Source organism: Cobetia sp. 14N.309.X.WAT.E.A4 (assembly GCF_030397495.1).
Classification (GTDB): Bacteria; Pseudomonadota; Gammaproteobacteria; order Pseudomonadales; family Halomonadaceae; genus Cobetia; species Cobetia marina.
Window position 1 is genome coordinate 15,207 of the sequence record NZ_JAPNXT010000005.1, and the last position, 26,172, is coordinate 41,378.

The 26,172-nt window shown below is 61.6% G+C and carries 21 protein-coding genes; 12 read left to right on the plus strand and 9 right to left on the minus strand.

All coding sequences use genetic code 11. The features are described from left to right. Positions 1–338: 338 nt before the first annotated feature. The 4 genes from rfbB (at position 339) to OW493_RS08500 (ending at position 4,803) form a co-directional block, all read left to right on the plus strand. Positions 339–1,412, plus strand: coding sequence for a dTDP-glucose 4,6-dehydratase (gene rfbB, locus OW493_RS08485; protein WP_271302800.1), 1,074 nt, complete (start codon positions 339–341; stop codon positions 1,410–1,412). A gap of 337 nt (positions 1,413–1,749) precedes the next feature. Beyond that, entirely contained in the window at positions 1,750–2,676 is a 927-nt protein-coding gene (gene rfbA, locus OW493_RS08490; protein ID WP_289863844.1) for a glucose-1-phosphate thymidylyltransferase RfbA, read from the plus strand. A 309-nt stretch (positions 2,677–2,985) separates the two neighbouring features. Continuing rightward, positions 2,986–4,011, plus strand: a complete 1,026-nt coding sequence (locus tag OW493_RS08495; protein ID WP_167592989.1) for a glycosyltransferase — start codon at positions 2,986–2,988, stop codon at positions 4,009–4,011. A 123-nt stretch (positions 4,012–4,134) separates the two neighbouring features. Continuing rightward, positions 4,135–4,803 (plus strand): DUF938 domain-containing protein, encoded by a 669-nt coding sequence (locus tag OW493_RS08500; protein WP_289863845.1) that lies wholly within the window; start codon positions 4,135–4,137, stop codon positions 4,801–4,803. 391 nt (positions 4,804–5,194) lie between these two features. Here OW493_RS08500 and OW493_RS08505 read toward each other — a convergent pair whose 3' ends face one another. From OW493_RS08505 to OW493_RS08520, 4 genes are all read right to left on the minus strand, one after another. Further along, complete coding sequence (locus OW493_RS08505; RefSeq protein ID WP_176494182.1) at positions 5,195–5,554, minus strand: hypothetical protein; 360 nt, start codon at positions 5,552–5,554, stop codon at positions 5,195–5,197. 52 nt (positions 5,555–5,606) lie between these two features. Then, positions 5,607–5,975: a PH domain-containing protein gene (locus tag OW493_RS08510; protein WP_084208355.1), complete on the minus strand. Its 369-nt coding sequence runs from the start codon at positions 5,973–5,975 to the stop codon at positions 5,607–5,609. A 332-nt stretch (positions 5,976–6,307) separates the two neighbouring features. Beyond that, entirely contained in the window at positions 6,308–7,171 is an 864-nt protein-coding gene (locus OW493_RS08515) for an SDR family oxidoreductase (RefSeq protein ID WP_289863846.1), read from the minus strand. A 396-nt stretch (positions 7,172–7,567) separates the two neighbouring features. Then, the gene (locus OW493_RS08520) at positions 7,568–8,464 is read right to left on the minus strand and encodes a LysR family transcriptional regulator (protein WP_289863847.1); all 897 of its coding nucleotides are present in this window, start codon (positions 8,462–8,464) and stop codon (positions 7,568–7,570) included. A gap of 453 nt (positions 8,465–8,917) precedes the next feature. Between OW493_RS08520 and OW493_RS08525 the strand changes: the two genes are divergently transcribed. The 6 genes from OW493_RS08525 to OW493_RS08550 all read left to right on the plus strand — a co-directional run bounded on the left by OW493_RS08525 (position 8,918) and on the right by OW493_RS08550 (position 17,742). Further along, entirely contained in the window at positions 8,918–10,435 is a 1,518-nt protein-coding gene (locus tag OW493_RS08525) for a CoA-acylating methylmalonate-semialdehyde dehydrogenase (protein WP_289863848.1), read from the plus strand. Between the two features lie 128 nt (positions 10,436–10,563). Beyond that, positions 10,564–12,351, plus strand: a complete 1,788-nt coding sequence (locus OW493_RS08530; protein WP_289863849.1) for a GMC family oxidoreductase N-terminal domain-containing protein — start codon at positions 10,564–10,566, stop codon at positions 12,349–12,351. A 596-nt stretch (positions 12,352–12,947) separates the two neighbouring features. Further along, the gene (locus OW493_RS08535) at positions 12,948–14,555 is read left to right on the plus strand and encodes a BCCT family transporter (RefSeq protein ID WP_289863850.1); all 1,608 of its coding nucleotides are present in this window, start codon (positions 12,948–12,950) and stop codon (positions 14,553–14,555) included. Between the two features lie 510 nt (positions 14,556–15,065). After that, positions 15,066–16,613 carry a catalase gene (locus tag OW493_RS08540; RefSeq protein WP_279854845.1) on the plus strand — a complete coding sequence of 516 codons (1,548 nt, stop codon included), beginning with the start codon at positions 15,066–15,068 and terminating at the stop codon, positions 16,611–16,613. Between the two features lie 89 nt (positions 16,614–16,702). After that, entirely contained in the window at positions 16,703–17,290 is a 588-nt protein-coding gene (locus tag OW493_RS08545; RefSeq protein WP_169477253.1) for an ankyrin repeat domain-containing protein, read from the plus strand. Between the two features lie 116 nt (positions 17,291–17,406). Beyond that, positions 17,407–17,742, plus strand: a complete 336-nt coding sequence (locus OW493_RS08550; protein WP_141391705.1) for a hypothetical protein — start codon at positions 17,407–17,409, stop codon at positions 17,740–17,742. Between the two features lie 498 nt (positions 17,743–18,240). Here the strand turns inward: OW493_RS08550 and OW493_RS08555 are convergent, their stop codons facing one another. Then, positions 18,241–18,918 carry an HAD-IA family hydrolase gene (locus OW493_RS08555; protein ID WP_289863852.1) on the minus strand — a complete coding sequence of 226 codons (678 nt, stop codon included), beginning with the start codon at positions 18,916–18,918 and terminating at the stop codon, positions 18,241–18,243. Between the two features lie 243 nt (positions 18,919–19,161). Between OW493_RS08555 and OW493_RS08560 the strand changes: the two genes are divergently transcribed. Together OW493_RS08560 and OW493_RS08565 are read left to right on the plus strand one after the other, a co-directional pair. Then, the gene (locus tag OW493_RS08560; RefSeq protein ID WP_289863853.1) at positions 19,162–19,638 is read left to right on the plus strand and encodes a MarR family winged helix-turn-helix transcriptional regulator; all 477 of its coding nucleotides are present in this window, start codon (positions 19,162–19,164) and stop codon (positions 19,636–19,638) included. A gap of 1 nt (position 19,639) precedes the next feature. Continuing rightward, complete coding sequence (locus OW493_RS08565) at positions 19,640–20,389, plus strand: siderophore-interacting protein (RefSeq protein ID WP_289863854.1); 750 nt, start codon at positions 19,640–19,642, stop codon at positions 20,387–20,389. A 127-nt stretch (positions 20,390–20,516) separates the two neighbouring features. On the opposite strand, the gene OW493_RS08570 is transcribed toward OW493_RS08565, so the two are convergent. The 4 genes from OW493_RS08570 to OW493_RS08585 all read right to left on the minus strand — a co-directional run bounded on the left by OW493_RS08570 (position 20,517) and on the right by OW493_RS08585 (position 26,164). Next, the gene (locus OW493_RS08570; protein WP_289863856.1) at positions 20,517–22,472 is read right to left on the minus strand and encodes a TonB-dependent receptor; all 1,956 of its coding nucleotides are present in this window, start codon (positions 22,470–22,472) and stop codon (positions 20,517–20,519) included. A 355-nt stretch (positions 22,473–22,827) separates the two neighbouring features. Further along, a complete protein-coding gene (locus OW493_RS08575) occupies positions 22,828–24,306 on the minus strand; it encodes a tripartite tricarboxylate transporter permease (protein ID WP_289863857.1) in 1,479 nt (492 codons plus the stop codon). A gap of 69 nt (positions 24,307–24,375) precedes the next feature. Next, entirely contained in the window at positions 24,376–24,945 is a 570-nt protein-coding gene (locus OW493_RS08580) for a tripartite tricarboxylate transporter TctB family protein (protein WP_289863859.1), read from the minus strand. 112 nt (positions 24,946–25,057) lie between these two features. Further along, positions 25,058–26,164: a tripartite tricarboxylate transporter substrate binding protein gene (locus tag OW493_RS08585; RefSeq protein WP_289863861.1), complete on the minus strand. Its 1,107-nt coding sequence runs from the start codon at positions 26,162–26,164 to the stop codon at positions 25,058–25,060. Positions 26,165–26,172 lie beyond the last annotated feature (8 nt).

Sequence of the window (26,172 nt, forward strand, 5' to 3'; positions counted from 1 at the left end):
ACGCCTGGGCAAGGTATCCGGCCATGGTTCCTGACAGACACAAGAAAGCCCCGTTCGCTTCGCGTACGGGGCTTTCTTGTGTCTGTCATACCTCGGGAGGAGGTTTCTCCCTCGTCATATGAGAATTGCCTCATCATATTGAGGTGACATTCGGCGCAGGAATTTCAGCTGGGCGACGGCAAGTGAATCGGGCGAGGGCCAGCGATGGCGTGACGTATCATCTAGGGACAAGGAGGGTGGCGGCGCGGTGCATTGTCAGCGCCAGGTGGTCGGCGTTGCCATGACTGACAGCACTCTCACATTTTTTTTCTGCGCCAAGTGCGTGGCCGAGGTAAAGCATGAAGTTCCTGATTACCGGTGGTGCCGGTTTCATTGGCTCAGCCGTGGTGCGTGAGTTGATCCATTCGACAACCCATGAAGTGGTCAATCTCGACAAGTTGACCTACGCGGGCAACCTGGACTCGCTGGAGTCCGTCAGTGACCACCCACGGTATGTCTTCGAGCAGGCGGATATCTGTGATGCCAAGGCATTGGCGCGCATCTTCCGTGAGCATCAGCCGGATATCGTCATGCACCTCGCCGCCGAGAGTCATGTGGACCGCTCCATCGATGGGCCGGAAGCCTTCATCGAGACCAATGTCATGGGCACCTGCCGCCTGCTGGAAGCCGCACGTCGTCATTGGAAGCAGCTGACGATGGTCAATCCGGAGAAGGCCGAGAGATTTCGTTTTCACCATATCTCGACCGATGAAGTGTTCGGGGATCTCGATGATGATGCCCCCGGTTTCCACGAGCAGACACCTTACGCACCGAGTTCTCCCTATTCGGCGAGCAAGGCGGGCTCGGATCATCTGGTCAGAGCCTGGCAGCGCACTTATGGCCTGCCCACGCTGATGACCAACTGCTCCAACAACTATGGCCCCTATCACTTCCCCGAGAAACTGATTCCCCTGACGATCCTGAATGCGCTGGAGGGCAAGGCATTGCCTGTCTATGGAAGCGGCCATCAGGTGAGGGACTGGTTGTATGTGGAGGATCACGCCCGCGCCTTGATCAAGGTGGCGTGTGAGGCAGAGGTGGGGCAGAGCTACAACATCGGGGGCCACAACGAGCAACGCAACATCGATGTCGTCCGCATGATCTGCGCTCTGCTCGAAGAGATGGTGCCGACACGGCCAGAAGGCGTCGCACATTACGCGGACTTGATCACTTTCGTCTCTGACCGGCCGGGGCATGATCTGCGCTACGCCATCGATGCCGCCAAGATTGACCGGGAGCTTGGGTGGCGCCCTCGGGAAACTTTCGAAAGTGGCCTGCGCAAGACAGTGCACTGGTACCTGGAGAACCCTGAATGGTGGCAGCGTATCCGTGATGGCCATTATCAAGGAGAGCGCCTGGGCGTCAGCGCCTGATCCGTCGTTCTCATGTGTCTGTAAGGCCTGGAGTATGGCGTCACGTCATGGTGGCATGGGGCGTCTGGATGAGCGGCATCATGCAAGGCATGACTGACACTTGATCCAAGTATGTTAATTAAATGATGTTGGTAACGTCAGCCAAACATGGCGTAAATGGGGATGAATATCGGTGAAAACCATGCTGCGTGACAGGTAAGGGGCACGTACTCTGTTCTGCGACACGGACTGATGAAGCAAGGCATTTTCAAAGCCATGATGCTCTATGCCCATTTGTCGGTCGGTGTTCGCTATCCGCGGTGACAGCGGAATGACGTCAAGGGACAGGGAGATCAGCATGGCACGGAAAGGCATTATTCTCGCGGGTGGTTCGGGTACACGGCTGCACCCGATCACGCTCGGCGTCTCCAAGCAGTTGTTGCCCATCTATGACAAGCCGATGATCTTCTATCCGGCCTCGGTACTGATGCTGGCGGGAATTCGCGACATTCTCATCATCTCGACGCCTGAAGATCTGCCGCAATATCAGCAACTGCTGGGGAGTGGAGAGCAGTATGGCGTGCACTTCGAATACGCCGTACAGCCCAGCCCGGATGGCCTTGCTCAGGCGTTCCTGATCGCCGAGGACTTCATCGGGGAAGACGATGTCTGCCTGGTGCTGGGCGACAATATCTTCCATGGCCCCAATTTCACCGGCCAGCTCAAGCACGCGGCTTCACGTGCTTCCGGGGCTACCGTATTCGGGTATCTGGTTCAGGACCCGGAGCGCTTTGGCGTGGTGGAGTTCGACGAGCAGGGCAAGGCGCTATCCATCGAAGAAAAGCCTGCCCATCCCCGTTCGCCCTTCGCGGTGACAGGCCTTTATTTCTACGACAACGATGTCGTGGAGATCGCCAAGCGCGTCAAGCCTTCCTCTCGGGGGGAGCTGGAAATCACCTGCATCAACAATGCCTATCTGCAGCGGGGCGACCTGCATGTGGAGCGCTTGGGACGCGGCTTCGCCTGGCTGGATACCGGTACCCACGATAGCCTGTTGGATGCAGGGCAGTACGTGCAGACCATCGAGCATCGTCAGGGACTCAAGATTGCCTGTCTGGAAGAGATTGCCTGGGGCAATGGCTGGATCAGCGATGAGGAGCTGCAGGTGCTGGGCCAGCGTCTCAGCAAGACGGGCTATGGGCAGTACTTGCTCAAGCGTCTTGAGGATGTGAGAAGGGCGACCTCACAAGGAGAGGATCGACACGAGCTGATCAGGGTCGCATGAGGCAAGCCCCATGAGGGCCGGTCGATGAGTGATCGGCCGGACATTTGAGGTATCGATGAGTCAAGGCCCACAGCTTACCCTGTGGGCCTTGTCGTTGCTGGAAGGGCTGTCAGCGGCCCTAACGCATGTAACACGTTGATTACCTCCGCTACATGTTGGCAGCATTCGGGTGGTGTCTGGCTCAGAATTCATTAAGCTCAGAGGAAGCGTCCCAGAGACAATGTGTGCTCTTTCGCGCGCTTGCCTCCCTTTTTGGCCTTCGGGCCAGACGCGCCGGGACCATGAATGCCTCGTGTAAAGGAGACTGTCATGACCGCCTTCCCGACAACCCCACGCTGGATCGTACTCAGCGATGATGCTCTGGCACTGGAAGACATCTATTTCTTCCTGCCCGCCATGGGCGCCTTGCGCAAGGAAGGCACTCGCGTCGAGCGTTTCGAGACGCGTCGCTGGAAGTTCTCGCCCAGGCTGGCTCAGGCGCGCCTCGGCGGTGCCTGTCTGCTGATCGCCCGCACCCTGGGTGAGGAGTGGATCGAGATGCTGGAGGCTCACCGCGAGCAGCATGGCCGCATCTGCTATCTGCTGGATCATGACCTCGTCACCGCGCAGCCTCAGGAGGAAAGCGAGAGGCAGGCACGTGAGTTGCAGCAACGCCTGCTGGCGTTGGCGGATGAGGTGGTGGTGGTCAGCGAGCAGTTGCAGACTGCTCTGGCGGGCCTGCATCCCAAGGTCAGCCTGCTGACGCCGCCGCTGACAGGGGCGCTGCCGGACCTTCGACATCTCGATAGTCAGGACTGGTGCATCGGCTTTCATGGCACCCTGGCGCATCGCGACGATATCGTGGCGCTGGCACCGGTACTGCGCGATATCCAGACGCGTCACGACGATACCGAGGTGGAGTTGATGATGGGGCGTCATCTGCCGCTGGCGCTGAGTGATATTCCGCGTCTCAAGTCCATGGAGGCGTTGGGCTGGGAGGCTTTCCAGGACTATTGCTCGCGGCGGCGGATCGCCATCGGTCTCGCGCCCTTGATGGCGGATTCGGTCAATCACGACATGTCGTGGCGGCGTTTTCTCGATATCACGCGCATGGGCGGGGTGGGGGTCTACAGTCGTCGCGCTCCCTATCATGAGCTGATCGAGGATGGCGTCGACGGCCTGCTGGTCGGGGATGACCCGGCAGAGTGGCTGGCGGCGCTGGAGCGTCTGTTGAGTGATCGGGATGCCACCCGTGCCATGGCGCACAACGCCCAGCACAAGGCCCATGAGGTGGGGGACCCCCTGCGAGTGCTGGATTTCTGGCGGGCCCGCAGCACGATGGCCCCGACACGCTGAGGCGTACCATTGCGATCTCCCCGCATGTCGTAAACGAGTTGCTACATGTCTTCAAGCGCCGCGCCCCATGGGGTGCGGCGCTTTGGTATGATCACCAGCCTCAGTCTGTCAATGGAGCAGGGCATGACCTCGTCAGCATTACCGGAACACCCCAAGGACCCAGCACGCCACGCGGCCCAGAAGGATGTCGCACTGGAGAACTCCCGACGGCTGGCAAGCCCCGCGGTCGAGCGCAATCGTGACGTGATTCTCGATGTCTTGCGTGATGTCCTCGCCGAGCGTGGTCAGGTGCTGGAGCTGGCCAGTGGCAGCGGCGAGCATGCCGTGCATTTCGCGCGTGGTCTGCCTCACCTTGAGTGGCAGCCCAGTGACGCCAGCCCACGTGCACTGGAGTCGATCGCGGACTGGCGCGAAGAGGTCGGATTGGCCAATCTCAAGGCCCCCATCACGCTGGATGTGCTGGCCGAGTGGCCTGAAGTGGCCTGCGATGCGCTGGTGGCGATCAACCTGATCCACATCTCTCCGTGGCGCGTCACGTCCGAGTTGATGGCACGGGCAGGGCGACGCCTCCCAGTGGGCGGCGTGCTGTATCTCTACGGCCCTTACAAGCGGGAAGGTCAGCATACGGCACCCAGCAACGAAGGCTTCGATATCCAGCTCAAGAGCCGCAACCCACTATGGGGCGTGCGCGATCTGGAAGCCGTGATCGAGGAAGCGAAGCGTAACGGCCTGACGCTCGACAGGGTGGTCGAGATGCCGGCCAACAATCTGAGTGTCGTCTTTCGGCGCTAGAACTTGAGGTTGCGCTCAGTTGGCAGTCAGGAGGGAGCAAGGTGGTAGGGATTTGACCTCATCTGACCCATTCAATACGACAATGCCCCCGTCCTGCGGCCAGGACGGGGGCATTGTCGTATTGGGGCGAGGCATCGCGCAGGCAGTTGACTCATATGCCTTCCTCCAGCGCCAATCATCGCCGTGAAAGGCAATAGGGCAGCAATGTGGCTCTCGGATTGTCTTGAGGGCAGTAACTTGAGTCGCGATAACTTGGGGGCAGTAACAGATACCCGAAGACTTTCAGCTACCTTGCCTGTCAGGCCGAAGAGCTAGTGCGGGGGGCCGTGCCGATTGAGGCAGAATTGCCCCGGGAGCTTGCGGGCATTCCCCGGGAGCACAAGCGAGCTTACTAGCGCCCGCGAGCGTCGGGTTCGCGCTCGGTATCATTCCAGTCGATCACGTGACTGATGATCTTCCAGCCGGCCTTGCGGGCGGCCTTTTCGGCCTGAATGCGCGCTTCCACCCGGGAGATGCTGTCGGTCTGCACCGTGAAGGGTTCTTCCAGTGCCAGACGTTTCTGCTTGACGCCCAGTGTCACTCTGAGCCCCTTGAGCGGAGTGGTCGTCTTTCTGGCGCGTGGTGCCTCAGGGCGAACGCGCGGCGAGGTGCCGGGAGAGGTTGAGCTGGCGGGGGCAGTAGAGGAGCGGACATATCGCTCCAGCTCACGCTTCATGTTTTCTTCGAATTGTTGGATGGTGGTATCACTCATAATCAGCAGTCTCATTCACGTCCGTAGAGAAGTACGATGATGGCGAAATGGCTCAACACGCATGACGGGCAATGAGTCGTGAGATGTCGGTCAATGGCGTAGACCCGGTAAATTCAAATCTGACGGTGCCCAGGGCGGAGGAGAATATCGTGAGCTCCGAGTCGAGGTCGAAGGTACCGGAGGTTTCAATCGAGAAGGCGTCAATCTTCCTGTAAGGGAGCGAGGTGAAGTCCTTCTTGCTCCCGGTAAGGCCCTGCACATTTACCGCTATGACGCGCTTGGTGGTAAAGATGACCCCGTCACGCATCGATTTGTAGGCCGCGACAATCTCTTCCCCTTCACACAACAACGCTTCCACCTTTTCTGCGTATTCGGCGTGTGGCTTGAGCTTGAACACGCCCTTGTTCTGGAAGTCGATCATGGAATACTCCAGCCTGCTGCTCAAGTCTCTGACATGAGTCTCGCGAACAGGATATCGAGGGGGATGAGAGGCCGTCAGTGAGTCAGTCGCTCATGAATCATGCATCGTGACACGTGGTATAGGCTCAAGGATAAGGGATTCCAGCGCCTGAGGATAGCGTCGTGCTAACGCCTGACAAGGGGCGTCAGCGCACCCTGTTGCGGTGGTTGCCAACGAGCGTGCCATTGGCGAAACAGGATGCGCTTCTGACTTCTAAGGAGGGTGAGACTTTCACGAACCGGCTTTCACGGACAGCCTTTCACGGACAGAAAGGCCGAGTGCGCCTTCAGCGCTCAGCCATTGACGACGGTGCCGCCATTGGGGTGCAGGGTCTGGCCGCTGATGAAGGAGGAATCCAGTGATGCCAGGAAGACATAGCAGGGCCCCAGTTCACAGGGTTGCGCGGCACGTCCCATCGGGGTGTCGGCACCGAAGTCTTCCAGCATCTGCGGGTCATGCGCGCCGAGTGTCGCCGGCTGCAGCGGTGTCCAGACCGGCCCGGGTGCGATGGCGTTGACGCGAATCCCGCGGCCGACCACCTGATTGGACAGTGAGCGGGTGAAGCTGACGATGGCGCCCTTGGTCGCGGTGTAATCGACCAGAAACTCCGGGCCGATATAGGCATTGACCGAGGTGGTATTGATGATGGTGTCATCTTCTCCCAAGTGAGGCAGTGCCGCCTTGGTCAGGTAGAACATGCTGTGCATGTTGGTGGCGAAGGTCTGCTCCCACTGGACATCCTCCAGGGTGGTCAGGTCCTCGCTGACCCACTGGGTGCCGGCGTTGTTGACCAGCACATTGAGCCCGCCGAAGGTCTCGACCACCTGCGCCACGGCGTCGCGGCAGAACTCGGCGTCGCGCAGGTCACCGGCGATCAACAGGCAATGGCGCCCCTCCGCTTCCACGAGTCGCTTCGTTTCCTGAGCGTCCTCTTCTTCGCTTAAATACATCACCGCCACATCGGCACCTTCGCGCGCGAAATGTATGGCGGCGGAGCGACCGATACCGCTGTCGGCACCGGTGATCAGCGCCACCTTGTTCTCGAGCTTGCCGCTGCCGCGATAGTCGTCACGGATGAAGATCGCCTGTGGCTCCATCAGGCGCTCCGTGCCCGGCAGTGTCTGCTGTTGGGCATGAATCTCGGTCTTGGCCACCATCTCATCCTCCTTGACGACGCCGTACGCCGTAGCTGTGTAAGTCGTGTGAGCTGTGTGAGTCATGTGAGCTGCGTCAGTCGCGTGGGCGGTCGTGACCGGCATGACACGCCGCACAGTCTCGGGCACATCAGATATCACGCATGCCCTTGGATAATCTTGTGACAGTGGGCGCAGGGGAAAACGGGCGAGACAGGCAACGCTGCGTCCCGCTCAGGGCAATCCTGTCAGGGATGGGAGATGGAGCGGCCGTGAGAGTGCAAGGGCAGGCGAGGAGAGAAGGGCAAAGAGCTTGTCGCTTAGCGCAGAGGAAAGAGGGAAGGAAGAAGAAGGAAGAGAGAAGAGGTCGGCGTGACCCTCGAAGGGCACAACCTGGCACAACACCTGGCACGACACCGGTCACTCTACCGGCCAGACATTGGCCAGGCTCTGCAATGCCGCCTGAACGCTGGGATCAGCGGCCTTGTCACGGCGCCATACCACGCTGAGTGCGCAGGGCAGACGGGTGTCCGGCACGATATTGAGCCCCCGCTCCTGCCGCTCGGCCAGCGCCAGCACATCACGCGCCAGTGACAGCCCGACCCCCGCGCGTACCAGGTCCAGCATGCAGACTTCCTGATCCACCTGGGCGACGCGATGCAGCGTAGCCTCCACACCGCGCATGGCATGTGCCAGCAGGCGGGAATGTACCGATTTGGGGGGCGTGACGATCCACGGCAGGGCCGCCAACGAGGCCCAGTCGGTCGCGGTCAGCCGCGATGACCAGCCCGCCGGTGCCAGCACGTAGTACTCGAACAGCGCCAATTCCCGGTAGTCGAGGGCGCTGTCGCCCGGCCCTTCTCCCGGTGGGGCGAGATAGAAGCCGATTTCCAGCTCATCCTGCTTGAGTGCCTTGAGCACACATCCACTCATGCCATGTTGCAAAGACGTCTCGATCCCGGGTGCCTGTGCCAGCAGATGCCGCAGGAAACTGCCGAGACGAATGAATTCCGGGTCGATGATGGTGCCGATGCGCAGGGTGCCACGCAGGGTGCTGTGCAGGGCAGAGGCAGCCTGCTCGAACTGGCGGGCACTGGCCAGCGTGCTTTCGGCACTGGAGAGCAGGGCCTGTCCATCGGCGGTCAGCTGCAATCCGTGGGGGTGACGATCAAACAGAGAGAGGCCCAGGCTTTCCTGAAGCTGTTTGAGCTTGAGGCTGACGGCAGGCTGGGTGAGGTGCAAGGCCTCAGCGGCTCGTGACACGCTACCGGTGCGCGCCACGGTGACGAAGGCGTGAAGACGGGACAGATCCTGCATCGAAGGCTCTCTGGGCAAGGGGGCGAAGGATAAACAGCGACATGGTTCATGTAGCAGGTCGCCTGCATTCTTGTCTCAGCGTCCCGCCGATGACCTATTCCCCTTTGGTCTAGCGATGCCACCGAAAGCGCTGCCATGACGCCCGAACATTCCCTCCGCCGTATTCCATTCCACGCTCTCACTCGCCCGCAACCCCGCCATGACTGGGCTGGTGAGCGATGGCGGCTGTCTGCGTTCGGGGGCGTTCGTGATATCAGCAATCGTTATATCGCACCCAAGAATAACTCAATTGAACGTTCCGGCCGGCGGGGTAGATTCAAGGTACAGCCTTCATGCATTCAGCTCTCATAAGCAGCTCTCATGTCCAGCCTTATGACCAGCCCCTATGGCTGAGCCGCCGGGATGCTCCCCGCGCACGCTTCAGTCACAACGCCAGCGGAGACGATTCACGCCATGACCACGCCCCAGCAGACCATCGCCCATTTCATCAATGGCCAGGTGACCCACGGTGACTCCAGCGCCACACAGGATGTCTTCAATCCCGCCACCGGCCAGGTGACCGGCCAGGTCGCGCTGGCACGCGACAGCGACATCGATGCTGCCGTGGCGGCCGCCGACGCCGCCTTTCCGGCCTGGGCCGACACCCCGCCGATTCGTCGTGCCCGGGTGATGTTCAAGTTCCTTGCGCTACTCAACGAGCACAAGGACGCGCTGGCGGAGGCGATCACCCGCGAGCACGGCAAGGTGTTCACCGATGCCCAGGGCGAGGTGGCACGTGGCATCGATATCGTCGAGTTCGCCTGCGGTATCCCGCAGTTGCTCAAGGGTGACTTCACCGACCAGGTCAGCACCGGCATCGACAACTGGACGATGCGCCAGCCGCTGGGTGTCGTCGCCGGTATCACGCCGTTCAACTTCCCGGTGATGGTGCCGATGTGGATGTTCCCGGTGGCCATCGCGGCAGGCAACTGCTTCGTGCTCAAGCCGAGCCCGCTGGACCCCAGCGCCTCGCTGATGATGGCGGACCTGCTCAAGCAGGCGGGCCTGCCGGATGGCGTCTTCAACGTGGTGCAGGGCGACAAGGATGCCGTCGAGGCGCTGATCGATCACCCCAAGGTGCGCGCACTGTCCTTCGTGGGCTCGACCCCGATCGCCAATCTCATCTACGAGCGCGGCGCACGTCACGGCAAGCGCATCCAGGCACTGGGTGGCGCCAAGAACCATATGGTGGTGATGCCGGATGCCAACCTCGACAAGGCGGTGGATGCCCTGATCGGCGCGGCCTACGGCTCCGCCGGTGAGCGCTGCATGGCCATCAGCGTGGCGGTGATGGTGGGCGATGTGGCGGACACCCTGGTGCCGCGTCTGGCCGAGCGTGCCCGCGAGCTCAAGATCAAGGATGGCATGAATCTGGACGCCGAGATGGGCCCGATCGTCACCCGTCAGGCGCATGAGCGTATCTGCGGGTATATCGAGAAAGGCGTCGCGGAAGGGGCCGAGATGATCGTCGACGGGCGTGAGTTCACCGGCAATGACATCGGCGGCGACAGCACTGAAGGTTTCTGGATGGGCGGCACGCTGTTCGATCACGTCACGCCGGACATGACCATCTACAAGGAAGAGATCTTCGGCCCGGTGCTGGCCTGTGTCCGCGTGCCGGACGTCGCGACCGCCATCCAGCTGATCAATGATCATGAATTCGGCAACGGCGTGAGCTGCTTCACCGAGAGCGGCAGTGTCGCGCGTGAATTCGGGCGTCGCATCCAGGTGGGCATGGTCGGCATCAATGTGCCGATTCCGGTCCCGATGGCCTGGCACGGCTTCGGTGGCTGGAAGAGCTCCTTGTTCGGGGATACCCACGCCTACGGTGAAGAGGGGGTGCGCTTCTATACCAAGCAGAAATCCATCATGCAGCGCTGGTCGGATTCCATCGATGCCGGTGCCGAATTCGCCATGCCGACGGCCAAGTAAGTCGCCAAGCCGACGGCCAAGTAAGTCGCTCACACTTTCGGTCATCTGCACCGGCGTCATCAGCATCGTCGCCATCTGCATTCCTGTCATTGGAAAGTACACGCCAGCTGTCTGGAGAGGGACGCGCCATGTCAGACAACAAGAACAATCCGCATCGATCCCCAGGGGGCGAGCAGGACGCTCGCCCCGTCAAACCGGGAGACGATCTGCCGGAATTCGATTTCATCATCGTGGGGGCCGGTTCCGCCGGCTGCCTGATGGCCAATCGCCTCAGCGCCAACCCGGACCACCGCGTGCTGCTCATCGAGGCGGGTGGGCGCGACAACTACCACTGGATCCACATTCCGGTGGGCTACCTGTACTGCATCAACAATCCGCGCACCGACTGGCTGTACCGCACCGAGCCGGACAAGGGGCTCAACGGACGTTCGCTGATCTATCCGCGCGGCAAGACGCTGGGGGGTTGTTCCAGCATCAACGGCATGATCTACATGCGCGGTCAGGCGCGGGATTATGACCACTGGGCCGAGGTGACCGGCGACAGCGAGTGGCGCTGGGAGCAATGTCTGCCGGCCTTCATGCGCCATGAGGATCACGCGCGCCTCGACGAGGGCGGGGATGCCGGCCCCGAGCATCGCCAGTTCCATGGTCACGGTGGCGAATGGCGAGTCGAGCGGCAGCGCCTCAACTGGGAGGTGCTGGACGATTTCGCCAGTGCCGCCGAACAGGCCGGCATCCCGCGCACCGAGGACTTCAATCGTGGCAGCAACGAAGGGGTGGCCTATTTCGAGGTCAATCAGCGTTCCGGCTGGCGCTGGAATACGGCCAAGGCCTTTCTGCGTCCGGCACTCAAGCGCGGCAACCTGACGCTGTGGCACTCCACCCAGGTCAATCGTCTGCTGTTCGCGGGCGGCGAGCAGGGCGCAGGGGATGGCACAGGAGCTGGCACAGGGGCGGACGCAGTGAAGGACGCCTCCAGTCTGCGCTGCACCGGGCTGCAGGTCGTGCGTGATGGCAAGCTCATCAATCTCACAGCGAAGCGTGAGGTCGTGCTGTGTGCCGGCGCCATCGGCTCGCCGCATCTGCTGCAGGTCTCGGGGGTCGGGCCCAAGGCATTGCTGGAGCAACATGGCGTCGAGGTGGTGAAGGACCTGCCCGGCGTTGGCGAGAATCTGCAGGACCACCTGCAGATCCGCTCGGTCTACAAGGTCACCAATGCCAAGACCCTGAACGCCATGGCCAGCACGCTGCTGGGCAAGATGGGCATCGGCATGCAGTACCTGTTCAAGCGTTCCGGACCGATGAGCATGGCACCATCGCAGCTGGGGGCCTTCACGCGCAGCAGCGAGGACTACGCCCATCCCAATATCCAGTATCACGTCCAGCCGCTGAGTCTCGAGGCCTTCGGGCAGCCCTTGCATCCCTTCCCGGCGATCACGGCGAGTGTCTGCAATCTCAACCCCACCAGCCGTGGCTCGGTGCGTCTGCAGAGCGCCGACCCGCGCCAGGCCCCGGCCATCGCGCCCAACTACCTGAGCACGGAGGAAGACCGCAAGGTCGCGGCCGACTCGCTGCGGGTCACGCGGCGCATCGCCTCCCAACCAGCCTTTGCGCGCTACCAGCCCGAAGAGATCAAGCCGGGGGTCCAGTACCAGACTGATAACGAGCTCGCCAGGCTCGCCGGCGATATCGGCACCACCATCTTCCATCCGGTGGGCACCACGCGCATGGGGCGCGCGGATGACCCGATGGCGGTGGTCGACAGCCGCCTGCGAGTGCGCGGTATCCAGGGGTTGCGAGTGGCGGATGCCGGCATCATGCCGACCATCGTCAGCGGCAATACCAACTCGCCGACCCTGATGATCGCGGAGAAGGCCGCTGGCTGGATTCTGGCGTCTGCTGTCGGCGGAGACTGATACGAGACCCTGCATGTCCCCAATGCGTCAGCCATTGCTGATCGCTCAAGGCCGACTCATCTGACTCTGAGCTTGCATGGGTCAGCTCGAGCCAGGTGCATGAGAAGTGCTCAAGCGCTGGGCGTCTTGTGACACGAGGTGAACGTTGAGGTTTCTGCTCATGAGAGTGGCGCATCGGCTGGCGAGACCCTCGCGATGCAAGGGCGGAAAGACTGCCGCGTCAGGTGCTGGCTTATGCGTGACAGTCGCCGCTCATGAGCGTTTGAGACCCACAGGCCGCTGACATTGACGTGTCGGCGGCCTGTTCGCGTCTGGCGGAAATATTGTCGAGAAGGGTGCCAGGAAGGCGCAAGGAGAGGGCAGGAGGGGGAGTGTGCAGCACAAGTTTGATGAATGAAATTCATGTATGCATGAGAAAATACCGTGTCGCGATTCGTGCTCCCCGCGGTTGCCGGGAAAGTATAATGCGCGTGGAATAAAAAAATGTATAATACCGCGCTCTTTTCATTACGAAAAATTATTGAACACAGCGAACTGCCCGAGCAAGAGCGACGTCTCGCCCCTCTTGCTCGGGCTTTCTCACTAAGGTGGTAGTCGTGCAAGAAGCCGTTCCCCCCGCCAGTGATGGCGATCATCTGGACCCCCGTGTCTTCATTCCCGCCGTGTTGGTCATCCTGGCCTTCATCGGCCCGGTCATCCTGTTCCCGGATGCCAGCACCGCGCTGATCAATGCCGCCTTCGCCTTCGCGACCGGCAAGTTCGGCTGGCTGTATCTGGTGGCCGGTCTGAGCGTCGTCGGATTTCTCATCTGGCTGGCATTCAGCCGCTACGGCAACGTCCGTCTGGGTGGGGCAGAGGACACGCCCGATTTCTCCTACTTCAGCTGGGTGGCGATGATCTTCACCTGCGGGATGGGCATCGCGATCGTCAACTGGGCGTGGGTCGAGCCGATCTACTATTACACCTCGCCGGCCTATCACGTGGCGGCCAAGAGTCGTGAGGCCGCGGAGTGGGCGTTGGCCTTCGGTCAGTTCCACTGGGGGCTGACGCCGTGGGCCTTCTATTGCCTGCCGGGCCTGCCGATCGCCTACTCCATGTACGTCAAGAAGCGTGATGGCGTGCGTCTGTCCGTCGCCTCGCGCGGCGTGCTGGGCCGCCATGCGGATGGCGCCTGGGGCGTGCTGCTGGATTCCATCGTCGTGTTCGGGATCGTCGGCGGCGTCGGCACCTCGCTGGGGCTGGCGGTCCCGCTGGTCTCGCAGCTGGTCAGCGGCATCCTGGGCGTTGAGGCCAACTTCGGACTGGAAGTCGCGGTACTGTGCATCTGGACGGCGATGTTCTCGGCCAGTGTCTGGTTCGGCCTGGCCAAGGGCATCAAGATTCTGTCGGACATCAACGTGATTCTGGCGATCTTCCTGCTGGCCTTCACCTTCATCGTCGGTGACTCGCAGTTCATGGTCGAAGGCTTCGTCAACAGCCTCGGCAAGACCCTGGGCAACTTCATCCCGATGAGTCTGTGGACCGACCCGGCGGGGGATTCCACCTTCTGGAAGGACTGGACCGTCTTCTATTGGGCCTGGTGGATCGCCTACGCGCCGATGGTGGGGTTGTTCGTGGCGCGTATCTCGCGCGGTCGTACCATCCGTGAGCTGATCATCGCGGAGCTGGTGTTCGGCTCGCTGGGCACCTGGGTGTTCTTCGCGGTATGGGGCGGTTACGCGCTGGACCTGCAGATCAGTGGCGCGCTGGACATCAAGGCGCTGCTGGATAGCGGCGGTATCCCGCTGGCGGTGGAAGGCATCCTGCAGACCCTGCCGTATGCCAAGCTGGTCACGGTGGCCTTCATCCTGCTGTGCTTCATCTTCCTGGCGACCACGCTGGACAGCTCGGCCTACGTGCTGGCCTCGGTGACCTCACGTAAGCTGTCCGGGTATCAGGAGCCCAAGCGCTCGTTCCGCTTGATCTGGGCTTTCCTGATCGCGGCCGTCGGGGTTGCGCTGATCCAGTTGGGTGGCCTGCAGACCGTGCAGACCTCGACCATCGTGGTGGCGCTGCCGATGATTCCGGTGATGCTGATTCTGGCGCTCTCCATGCTGCGCTGGCTCAAGAATGACTTCCCCAAGGAAGAGCTGAATCCGGTGCTGGTCATCGATGACATGCCGGCGTTTCAGCGCAAGTCGAAGAAGGCGAAGCGCCAGGCGTAGTGGCTGGATGCGCTGAAAGATCTGTCGCAAGACTTGACGACAATGGCTCCTCAACATGAGGGGCCGTTGTCGTTTCTGGCAGTGGAGCGAATCAGGGCGCCTCCGGGGTGACGATGGGCCACGGCCTGAGGCTTCGCGATGCCTGGTTTGCATGCCTGGTTTGTATGACGGGAATGTATGCCTGGATTGGATAGCTGGGTGCAACAATCTTGGACTGCTCTGCTGGCGTTCAGGCCATGGGAAAGCTTTCGCTCAAGGCAGGCGATTCTTACCTCTGGCGTGAAAGCCTCGTCATCGGGACATCTGGCTCAAGGCACACACGGCAAGCATGGCCCGCGAACAGGAAACCACGCCACAGTCCTTGCTTGAGAGTGGAAGTAATTGGTGCTGATTCTGCATCGTGTTAGTTTTTCGCTATTTCAGGGTTAGCTATTATTTATTTTTGCTATGGGAACTTCTCGCGAATACTCCTCGCCTCGTTACTCCCTGATTTGACGAGGAATTTCCGAGATGCTGAGCGTACGTTTTCCCATGAAGACCCTGACAGCCGTGATGGCGCTGGGGCTTTCTGCAAGCAGTCTGGCGCAGCAGGAAGTGATGACACGTTCCAATGGTGCGCCGATCGGCAACAACCAGGACTCCCTGACCGCAGGTCCGAATGGCCCGACATTGCTGCAGGATCACCACCTGCTGGAAAAGCTGGGGCACTTCGAGCGTGAGCGCATTCCGGAGCGCGTGGTTCACGCGCGCGGTATCGGGGCCTACGGTGAGTTCCGTGCCACCGCGGATCTGACCGACCTGACCGTCGCGGCACCTTTCCAGGACAAGGGCCAGGTGACGCCGGTCTTCGTGCGCTTCTCCAGCGTGATCAACAGCAAGGGCTCGCCCGAGACTCTGCGCGACCCGCGTGGCTTCGCCGTCAAGTTCTATACCGACCAGGGCAACTGGGACATGGTCGGCATCAACTTCCCGGTGTTCTTCATCCGCGATGCGATGAAGTTCCCGGACATGATCCATGCCCTGAAACCGGACCCGCGCACCAACCTGCAGGACCCGAATCGCTACTTCGATTTCTTCAGCCATATCCCGGAAAGCACCAACATGCTGACCTATCTGTACTCACCGCTGGGTGTGCCTGCCAGCCTGCGTGAGATGGATGGCTCCGGGGTCCACGCCTTCAAGTTCGTCAATGGCGAAGGTGACTGGAAATACGTGAAGTTCACCTGGAAGTCGCGTCAGGGCAACCATGGCATGTCGCCGGAAGAGATCGCCAAGGTGCAGTCCACCGACTTCAATCACCTGACGGATGATCTCTACACCCATCTCGACGAAGGCGATGACCCGGTCTGGGATCTCTATATCCAGACGCTGGACCCCAGCCAGCTGAACAGCTTCGACTTCAACCCGCTGGATACCACCAAGCTGTGGCCGCAAGACCTGATCCCGGCACGCAAGGTCGGTGAGCTGACGCTGAATCGCGTCCCGGACAACTTCTTCCAGGAAACCGAGCAGGCGGCCATGTCGCCGGCCAACCTGGTACCGGGCATCGAGCCGTCGGAAGACCGCATGCTGCAGGGGCGTCTGTTCGCCTACGCCGATGCCCAGCGTTATCGCCTGGGGGCCAACTACTCTCAGCTGCCGGTCAACGCCCCCAAGGTGGCGGTCCACAACAATCATCAGGATGGCGCGGGCTACTCCGCTCCGCGTTCCGGCTCCATCAACTACCAGCCAAGCCGCAACGCCGACTCGCTGGTGGATGACAGCCAGTACGAATACAAGCGTTACACCCTCAATGGCACTACCCAGCAGCAGCCCATCGGCAAGGAGCAGAATTTCGCTCAGGCCGGGGAGCTGTACCGCTCCTTCTCCGAGGAAGATCAGGATGATCTGATCGAGGTGCTGGGTGGGGATCTGGGCAAGGTCAAGAACGACGAGATCCGCAACATCATGGTCAGCTACTTCTATCAGGCCGACCACGAATACGGCGAGCGTCTGGCCAAGGTCGCTCACGTGGACATGGACGATGTCGAGGAGCTGATCGACGCGCAGCAGAAGTGATTTGACGCGTCGCGTGACAGGGCAGGGGGGCAATGCCTCCCTGCCATCTTCCCGACCGATTTCTGGACCAACCTCGAGGAGAGAGTCCCATGACCTTGACCGTGAATGCCCCCATCAGGCAATCCATCACGAACCTTGTCACCTTGATGCTCGCGCTCAGCGTCGCCGTCATGAGTCTGCTCGCCCTTCCGGCGCAGGCGGACGAGGGCATGGACATCATGGATGCCGCGCGTGAGGGCGACAACGCCGCCATCGAACGCTACCACGACCAGGGCGGAGACCTGTCGATCACGGAATCCCACGGCTATACGCCGTTCATCATGGCTGCCTACTACGGGCATACCAGCACTCTGGCCCTGCTCAAGGGGTATGGGGTGGACGCCTGTGCCGTGGATGAAAGAGGCAGCAATGCCTTCATGGGCGTGGCCTTCCGTGGGCATGTCGAGACGGCAGACTGGCTGTTGGCCAATACCGACTGTGATGTGAATCATCGCAATGCCAGTGGCCAGACGGCGCTGATGATGGCCTCGCTGTTCGGGCGGGAAACCATCATCAGGCATCTGCTCGATGCCGGGGCCGACCCCGGAATTGCGGATCAGCAAGGCAATACCGCCGAATCTCTGGCCGCCGCTCAGGGCCTGTCACGCATCGTCACCCTGGTGAAGTTCAACCTGTAAGGCGTGCAGAGGTTGCCTCTGCCATGCCCGAAGCACCATTGGACGGCTCGGCCGTCCTCTACCCGAGTGCCGCTCCCGCTGGGGCGCTCACTCGACACCACCTGGAGTCTCTCTGAATGAAACGTCTGGTTCCCCTAGTCTGCCTGTCCATGCTCACTGCGGTCAGCACTCTCAGCCACGCAGAAGATAGCGTCTCCGATGCCCGGGTACGTGCTGCCTTGAGCGAGCCTTTGATCGCGGGTCACGCCCACGCGGCGTCCACGCGGCAGGCCGTCTTTGCCGCTACCGGCATGAGCACCTCGGCAGGGCGTGTGCAGCAGGCGCTGGAGCAGCCGCTGCAAGGCGTGCGCGGTGCCGCCGGTGGGATGATGAAAGCCCGCTATCAGGCCAATGATGCTGGCAAGAGTGTTTCTGCAACTCGAGTGGAGCACGCGCTCAACGACAGCGTGTAAGGCTCCGCCTTTCGAGTGATTGAGTGTCTGGCGACCAGCAACAACACCATCAATGGCTGACTCAAGACGAAGCCCGTCCTTGCCTTGCGCTCGATGACTCGAAAGATCTCTGGAAAGCCCTGAAGAAAGCTCTGAAGAAAGCCCTGGAGAGAGACTCGCAGAAGGTCCCGGGAAAGCCCCCAGGACCACACGCGGAACTCTGCCTCCGCGCTCAGCGCCGGCCGAAAGGCCGCGTCGTCAGAAGCGTGCGAGCATTGCCCGCCGCGATGGCATCCTTGCGCAAATGCATGTGACTGACTCGGGCCATCGCCCCTGATGCAGCAGCATGCAGGACGTGTCTTTGCCCAAAGGTGACCTTGTCTGAAGCTGACCTTGTCGGAAGATGACCCTGCCCTGAATATCCTGTCCCGACATTCCTTGCCCGCCTCCGTGCGGGCTTTCTTGTCTTGCGCGCCGGTTCGCGGTGCATCAGCTCTTCAGGAATCCGGCCCTGGCCGATCAGGGGTCGAGGCGTGCCACGCGCTGCGAGATCTCTCTGATCAGCGCCGGAAGCTCGCGTGCACTGCGCATCTTCAGTGCCCCGGAGGGCGTGCCGAGGCCGTCCTCATGGTGGGCGAAGTGGATGACATGCATCCCGGCATCCAGCCCGGCTTTCACGCCGACGGCGGCATCATCGATCACCACGCAGCGCTGCGGCGCGAACCCCATCTGCTCGGCGGCGAGGCGATAGAGGCGTGGGTCCGGTTTCCAGACGCCCAGGGTGTAGGCACTGAAGATATGGCCGTCAAAGAAGCGCGCCAGCCCGGTGGTATCCAGCGCCAGGCGTACCTTGCGTTCCGGCCCGTTGGTGACCACGCCGCAGGGGTAGCCGGAGAGCTCCGCCAGTGCCTGAGGCATGCCGGGCATGGCCGTGAGGCGAGCCGCCATCAGGTCCTCGAGGGTGGCACGCATGCGGGCCTCCATCTCATCCAGCCGCTCGGGGGCCAGCGCGCCATGATGTGCCTCGAGTTCCGCGACGATGCTGCGAAAACGTACGCCCCGGAAATGATCCAGATACTGGGCGGCCATGAAGGGCAGGCCGTAGCCGGGTAACGTGCTGGCAAGCGCTTCTGCCAGCAGGACTTCGCTGTCTACCAGAGTCCCGTCGGAGTCAAACAGCAGGCAGAGTTCGGCCATTGATGCCTCGTGGAGTGTCGGAAGTGATAGTCACGACATTAGCAGTTTCCTGAGGGTGGCGGCCATGGGACAAGTCGTTGAATTCACGCCTCTCATGGCGCGCGAAATGCGTCCGGGTGGTGGAGTTGCCAGGCGGGACTGAGTTGGGCGAGCCAATGAGAATACGTCTTCTTTGGATATTTGTTGACAGTGTCAACCAATCGCCCATATAGTTGCCCTTTAGCAACCAACTGATGGAAGACCATGGCAACGACCGCTTTGCATGAAGTGCTGCATCGTCTGATGCACGTCTATCGCAAGCAGCTCCGCGATGGCATCCAGCAGCACGGCATCGACTTGCCTGTCCTGCACATCCGGATGTTGAAGAGCATCGTCCGGGTTCCCGAATGCACCGCCCACAAGGTCGGGCAGCTGCTCGGGCAGGACAAGGGGCGTGTCACTCGCGTCCTGAACGAGCTGGAGGCCCGCGGGCTGGTGTCACGACACCAGAACCCGCAGGACCGGCGCAGTCAGCTGCTGCAGGTATCCGCGGCGGGGAGTGACATGCTGGAGCGAGTCAAGATGCTGGAACAGGAGACGGCCCAGCGCATGGCCGGTGATCTCGGTGATGAGGAGATCGCGGCCTTTCTGAACACGGCGACTCGCATGATGGACAACGTCTCCGCATGCGGGGATTTCAGCGCTGATGTGCCCAATGGCAATGACGACAGGAGTGCGTGAGATGGCCAAGCCCGCGATGCGAGACCTCGAGGTGATTCGTACCCAGCGTGTCACCGAACACATGTTGCGCGTGACGCTGGGGGGCGAGAATATCGGCTCCCTTCCCGAAGGCCAGGAGAGTGCCTACATCAAGCTGGTCTTCGCGCGTGGGGAAGGTGAGCGACCGATGATGCGCACCTATACCATTCGTCATCAGCGCGCGACCGAGATCGATGTCGATTTCGTGCTGCATGAAGAGGCAGGCCCGGCGTCTGTCTGGGCGGCCAGTGCCAGGCCGGGTGACAGCATCACCATCGGCGGCCCGGGGCCCAGGAAGTTGATCAACATGGCGGCCGACAGCTTCTTGCTGGCGGGTGACATGACGGCGTTGCCGGCGATCAGCGTCAATCTGGCCGAACTGCCGGCGGATGCCCGAGGGCACGCCATCATTGAAGTGCCGGATGCGGCTGACATCCAGACGCTTGAGCACCCGCCGGGAATCGAGCTGCACTGGCTGATCAACCCGCAGCCAGACCCGGAAGGCCAGCCGCTGATGGAGAAGATTGCCTCGTTGCCGAGACTGGAAGGTCAGATCTCTGTCTGGGCGGCCTGTGAATTCGGCAGCATGCGTGCGCTACGTGCTCACCTCAAGCAGGCCTACGAGATTCCCAAGTCCCACTTCTATGTCTCGAGCTACTGGAAGATCGGTCAGTCAGAAGATGGTCACAAGCTGGCCAAGCAACAGGACGCCGAGACCGAGCAGGCGGACTGACACCGGCGCGTCAGGTGCAAGGCGGGTGGTCCGGACACGAAAAAGCCCCACAGGCAGGCCTGTGGGGCAATCTGACAGTCAACACATCGCGAGCATTGGCTGACTGACCCGCAAACAGCGGACGGACTCAGAAGCGGTAGCTGGCACCCAGTCGGATGTCACGACCTGGCTCCAGCATGCTGTCGCCACTGCTGAGCAGGTAGCTGCTGTGATCGCTGTAGCGCTTGTCGAACAGATTGTTGACCGCCAACGTCAGAGTCAGATCCTGCCAGGCGGCCGGTGTCCACTGGGCGCGGATGTCGTGCGTCACGTAGCCCGGCTTTTCCTCATCGCCTTGCGTCACGCGCTCCAGGCGCTCCACCGCATTGAGGGTGTAGCCCAGCGTGATGTCGTGGTGCGCAAGACGGTACTGGTGATCCCAGGTCCACTTGTCGCCGGTGGAGGCACCGATGTTCATCTCGTCACCCAGCGGGTCGCCGTCGTTGTTCTTCATGACGACCTTGGCGTAGCCCAGGCGGGTGTCATAGCCACCGACTCCCCAGTTCAGGCTGGCTTCATAGCCACGACTCTCGACGTCGCCATCCAGGTTGTAGAGCACCGCCGGATCACTGCCGCGATCATAGGCCTGGTAGTTTTCGATATCGGTATGAAAGCCGGTCAGCGCGAAGCCGAGGCGATCACCCTGGGTCAACGCATCCTGCTGGTGCCAATCGAGACCGATCTCGCGCTGGCGAGCGCGTTCCGGCTCAAGCCCTTCCGCGATGGTGACCTCATCCCCGATCAGGATCACTTCCCGCGCCTTGGCACCCCGGATGGCCTCGCCGTAACCGGCATGCAGGGTCAGGTTGTCAGTGGCATCGACACTCAGAATCGCGTTGGGGGAGATCTCGCTGCCACTGACGCTACCCGCCTCGCCGTAATCACTGTCGTAATCATCCAGGCGCGCGCCAACGGACAGAGCCCACGGGCCCAGTGTCATGCGGTTCTGGGCGTAGACTCCCAGGTTGCGTGAGGTGTCTTCGTTGTTGGGGCCAGAGCTGCCTGCGTCATCGGAGCGACGGGTGTCCTGATCATAGAAGTCCACGCCGGTCGTCAGGGCATGCGCCACATCACCCGTCTTCAGGCGGAAGGTGTTGCGAACATCCGCGCCGAATTCGCGGGAGCGGCTGGTGCTGCCACTTTCGACACGATCCAGTTCCTGGATGGTGTGATAGAGGGTGGTCTTCGTATCGATCAGGTCATTGCCCGGGTGCCAGGCGTGATTGACGGTAAAGGTCTCACGCTCCATTTCCTGATAGGTCGGCTGCTGGCTGCTGAAGCTCGGCATGTGAGGGCGTGTGAAGTAGGTGCCGTGATCGGTGGTGCGCTCGGCACTGATGCGCAGGTCCTGATCATTGACGTCAAGCAGAGACATCTTGAGCAGGTAGCCGCGCTGCTGGCCTGCGGTCTGCGCCTGCTCACCGCCACCGCCGACCTCATAATCATCGCTGTTGCGGCCACTGACATATCCCATCAGGCCGAGATTTTCCCCCAGACGTCCATAGAACGCCGTGGTGCCGGAGGTGGCGTCCGCCGCGCTCTCGGTACCGACGGAGACGCGCGCCCCCATATCCTGACCGGGCTTGAGCAGATCCTGCGCATCCTTGGTCTCGAAGCGCAGGCTGCCGCCAAGCGCCCCCGGGCCATCATCCGCCGTCGCAGGGCCGGTATCGACTTCCGCCTGCTTGAGCAGGGCAGGGTCAATGGTCAGTCGGCCGGTATGGTGGAAGAGATAGCCACCCTGACGCGCGCCATCGATGGTGACGTTCAGGTTGGTGTCTTCCAGTCCACGAACATAGACCTTCTGGCCGATGGCGATGCCGCCACCGACACTGACCCCCGGTTCGGCACGGAATAGGTCTTCCAGGTCACGAGCTTGGCGTTCTTCGATCTCTTCGGCGCTGATCACGACATTCTGTTCAAGACGGTCTTCGCTGACGACAAGCGTGGACATGTCGCCGGCGAGCGCATGGCTCGTGGCGCCGAGAATCAGTGCGCTGGCGGAAAGGACGGCGGCGGTAAGCGGATGGAGACGGAGATGCACGTGGATTCCCTTGCTTGAATAGTTATATCTAACGACTGGCAATGATAATCGTTCTCACTAACTCTTTGCAAGATCCTTGCACAATTTATCGTCAGACGCCTCTCCTGAGTCGTCACGAGCCTGTCAGGCGCGAGCGGATTGCGCTGTGGTAGGTGAGCGGCAGAAAGTCAATGAAGAAAGCTCTCGAAACTGAGCTTGGCTTTCTGCGGTTCTCGACAATCATATGACGGATAACGCATAAAAAGCCCGCCATCATGGATGGCGGGCTGTCTTGTCTTTCACCGACGTCTAGCGTTTCAGGCGACTCTTGCCTGGAGCACTCAGCGCCTCGCAGGTGCGAGGCGCGAAGGAGCGTTCAGCCCGTCGAGCCTGCCTTCTCGGGGGGCGTCTGCTTGAGCTGCACCGGCTTGCGGATACCGAGGAAGTAGACGAAGACCACCGTCAGCACGACGAAGAACAGACTGTCCGGGGTGGTGAGGAAGGTCATCGGGTTGCCGTTGGAGAGCGTCAGCGCGCGGCGCAGGAACTCTTCCAGATTCGGGCCGAGAATGAAGCCGAGCAGCAGCGTGATCACCGGATAATCATGCTTGCGCATCAGGTAGGCGACGATGCCCAGCACCAGCGTCATCATCATCTGGAACACGGAGTAGGTGGCCACGAAGCTGCCGACGACGGCCAGCAATGCGATGGCGCCGTAGAGCACGTCCTTGCGGATGGTGACGATGCGCAGGAAGTAGGGACCCATCAGATAGAGCGTCAGGGGAATCAGGATCAGGGCGCTGAACAGCAGCGAGGCCAGCATCGGCGCGATCAGTCCGGATTGTGACGCCATCAGTTGCGGCCCCGGCTGGATGCCGTTGATCACCAGTACGCCCAGCACGATGGCTGTGACCGGATCGCCCGGAATCCCGAAGGTCAGCATCGGCACCAGAGCGCCACCACAGACGGCATTGTTGGCACTTTCGGCGGCGGCGATGCCCTGGGGATTGCCCTTGCCGAAGCTCTCGGGCTTCTTCGAGGTGCGCACGGTTTCCACATAGGCGAGGAAGCCGCCCATCGAACCGCCTGCGCCGGGCAGGGTGCCGACCATGTAGCCGATCAGCGTCGACTTCAGATAGCAGCCGATGCCGATCTCGCGAATGGCGCTCAGCGGCGGAATGAAATCACGACGCTTGAGCTGTTGGCTGGCCTTGAGCTGCTGGCGGATGGCGGCGTCCTTCTTGCGATTGCCGACCTGGATCAGCAGCTCGCTGATGGCGAAGGTGCCGATGATGACCGGCATCAGGTCGATCCCGGCAGTCAGCTCACTGATGCCGAAGGTGAAGCGCGCCAGTGGCTGCATGGCGTCCAGCCCGATCGTCGCCAGCATCAGGCCCAGGCAGGCGGTGATGCCGGCTTTGCGGATGTTGCCGCGCTGGGCGACCACGATCACGATCAGCGCGAAGGCGATCAGTGCGCACTTGCCGGTGGTCTTGACCAGCAGTGAGGCCTCGGCGATAAACGGTGCCAGCACGATCAACAGCAATGCGCCGAGGCTACCGCCGACCATCGAACCGAAGGAGGCATGACCCAGTGCCAGGGCACCTTCGCCACGCTGTTGCATGGGATAGCCTTCCAGTGCCGTCATCATCGAGGAGGGCGCACCGGGGATGTTGATGGTGGTGGCGGTGATGCTGCCGCCACACATGCCGGCCATGTAGATGCTGGCACACGCCATCAGGGCGGTAGTCACGTCCAGGCTATAGGTCAGCGGCAATAGCAGGGCGAGCGCCAGGGTGGCGGTCAGGCCCGGAATGGCCGAGAAGATGGTGCCGATGACGAAGCCGGCGACCACGTAGAACAGGATGACCGGGTCCAGCAGCAGGGCGAAGCTTGAAAATACCTGAGCGATGAATTCCGTGCGTCATCCTCCACTCGTGGCGACGAGAGCGGACAGCTCGAAGGTCGGCAGGTGGACATTGAAGAGTTGTTCGAAGAGCAGATAGCCCAGTGCGGAGATGGCGCAGGCGATCACTGCCTTGCTGACCCACTTGTCACGCCCCGCGAACAGCAGCATCACGGCGAAGATATATAGCGCTGACGAGAGCAGGTAACCCAGATGCGAGAACGCCAGGATATAGAGCGCGGTCACCAGCATCAGGCGCAGCGCCGGCGAGAAGAGCGGCGAGCTTGCGTCGCCGTCCGCGCTGGAGGCGTCATCGTTGGCGGTCTCAGTGCTGGCGGACTCGTTGCTGCGGGAGTCGCGGCTCGCCCGTTGTTGGCTCACCAGCTGCGCCACGCAGAGCACGAGCGCGATGCTGCCGATCAGAGCAGGGAAGAAGGAGGCCGTCAGGCGGCCATTGTCCAATAGCGGCGACATCTGGAAGGCACTGATCAGATAGAGGGCGCTGATGGCGGTCATGACCAGTGTCAGCGGTGTCGCCCCGCTGAGCAACCAGTGACGCCGGGCGGGAGGAGAGGCGGAAGGAGGCATGACAGAATTCCTTGGCGGCGCCCGTGGCCGAGCGCCGCTTGACGATGGAGTGAAGGGGGACGGGTAGATGTGAAGTGGCAGCGGCACTCAGAGGTGCCGCGTGCCAGCGCGTCTACAGGCCGAGTTCATCCATGGCAGTGAAGGTCTTCTGTTGGTAGTCCTCGATCCAGGCGTTGACCTCATCGGCCCCCAGCCAGCTGGGCGTGACGCCGACTCCCGTGATCCACTTCTGGAATTCTGGTGTCTCGTAGGCGCTGTGGTAGGCGCTTTCCAGGGTGCTGACCACTTCCTCCGGGGTGCCCTTGGGCACGGCCAGCACGATGAAGCTGCCGGTCTCGAGATTGCCGCCCAGTTCGCTCATCGGCGGCACTTCCGGGTAGGCCGGATTCTGCTCGGAGGAGAACTCGACGAGGCCGTGGGCGTCGCCGGAATCCAGAATGCCGGAGAAGTCTCCCAGGCTCGAGATGGCGCCGTCGATCTCACCGGAGAGCAGGGCCTCGGCTTCGGCGGTGGAAGAGCCAGGATAGCTGATGACATTGAACTCTACGCCCGCTGCCGCTTCCAGGCGGCGCACCGCCAGATAGGGGCCCGAGCCTTTAGGAGCGACACCGATCCTCACGGTGCCGGGGTTTGCGCGTGCGGCCTCGATCAGTTGCTCATAATTCTCGTAACCGGACTGCCTGGAGACCACGATGGCATCCGCTTCCTTGGTAATGCGGGCGAAGGGGATCATCCGGTCCAGCGAATAGCCGGGCACCAGATTGCCGCGTGGCAGGGTGATGATGCTGTCATAGGTCATCACGCCGACGGTATGGCCGTCCGGACGCGCCTTGCTGAGCTGCATCAGGCCGGTGGCGGTGATGGCGCCGCCGATATTCTCGACGTAGATCGATTTCGGCAGGTCCTGCTCGGCGAGGTTGCTGATCTTGCGACTGATAGCGTCGGCACCACCGCCGGCCGGCCATGGCACGATCAGGCGAATGTCTCGCACGGGATAGTCGGCCTGCACGCCGGTGCTGACGAAGGGCGAGGCCGCCACCATGCCGGACAGGGCCAGCGGGGCGAGCAAGGCCAGCAGCGGACGACTGCGGCGCTTGCGGTCTGCGCGGGATTGCTGACTGGCATCAGAGCTGGCGTGAGGGTTGGCGTTCACGTTGGCCTGATGGCTGTTGAGAAGGCTATTCAGATGGCTATTGAGACGGCTATTCAGATGGGTCATGGCATGAC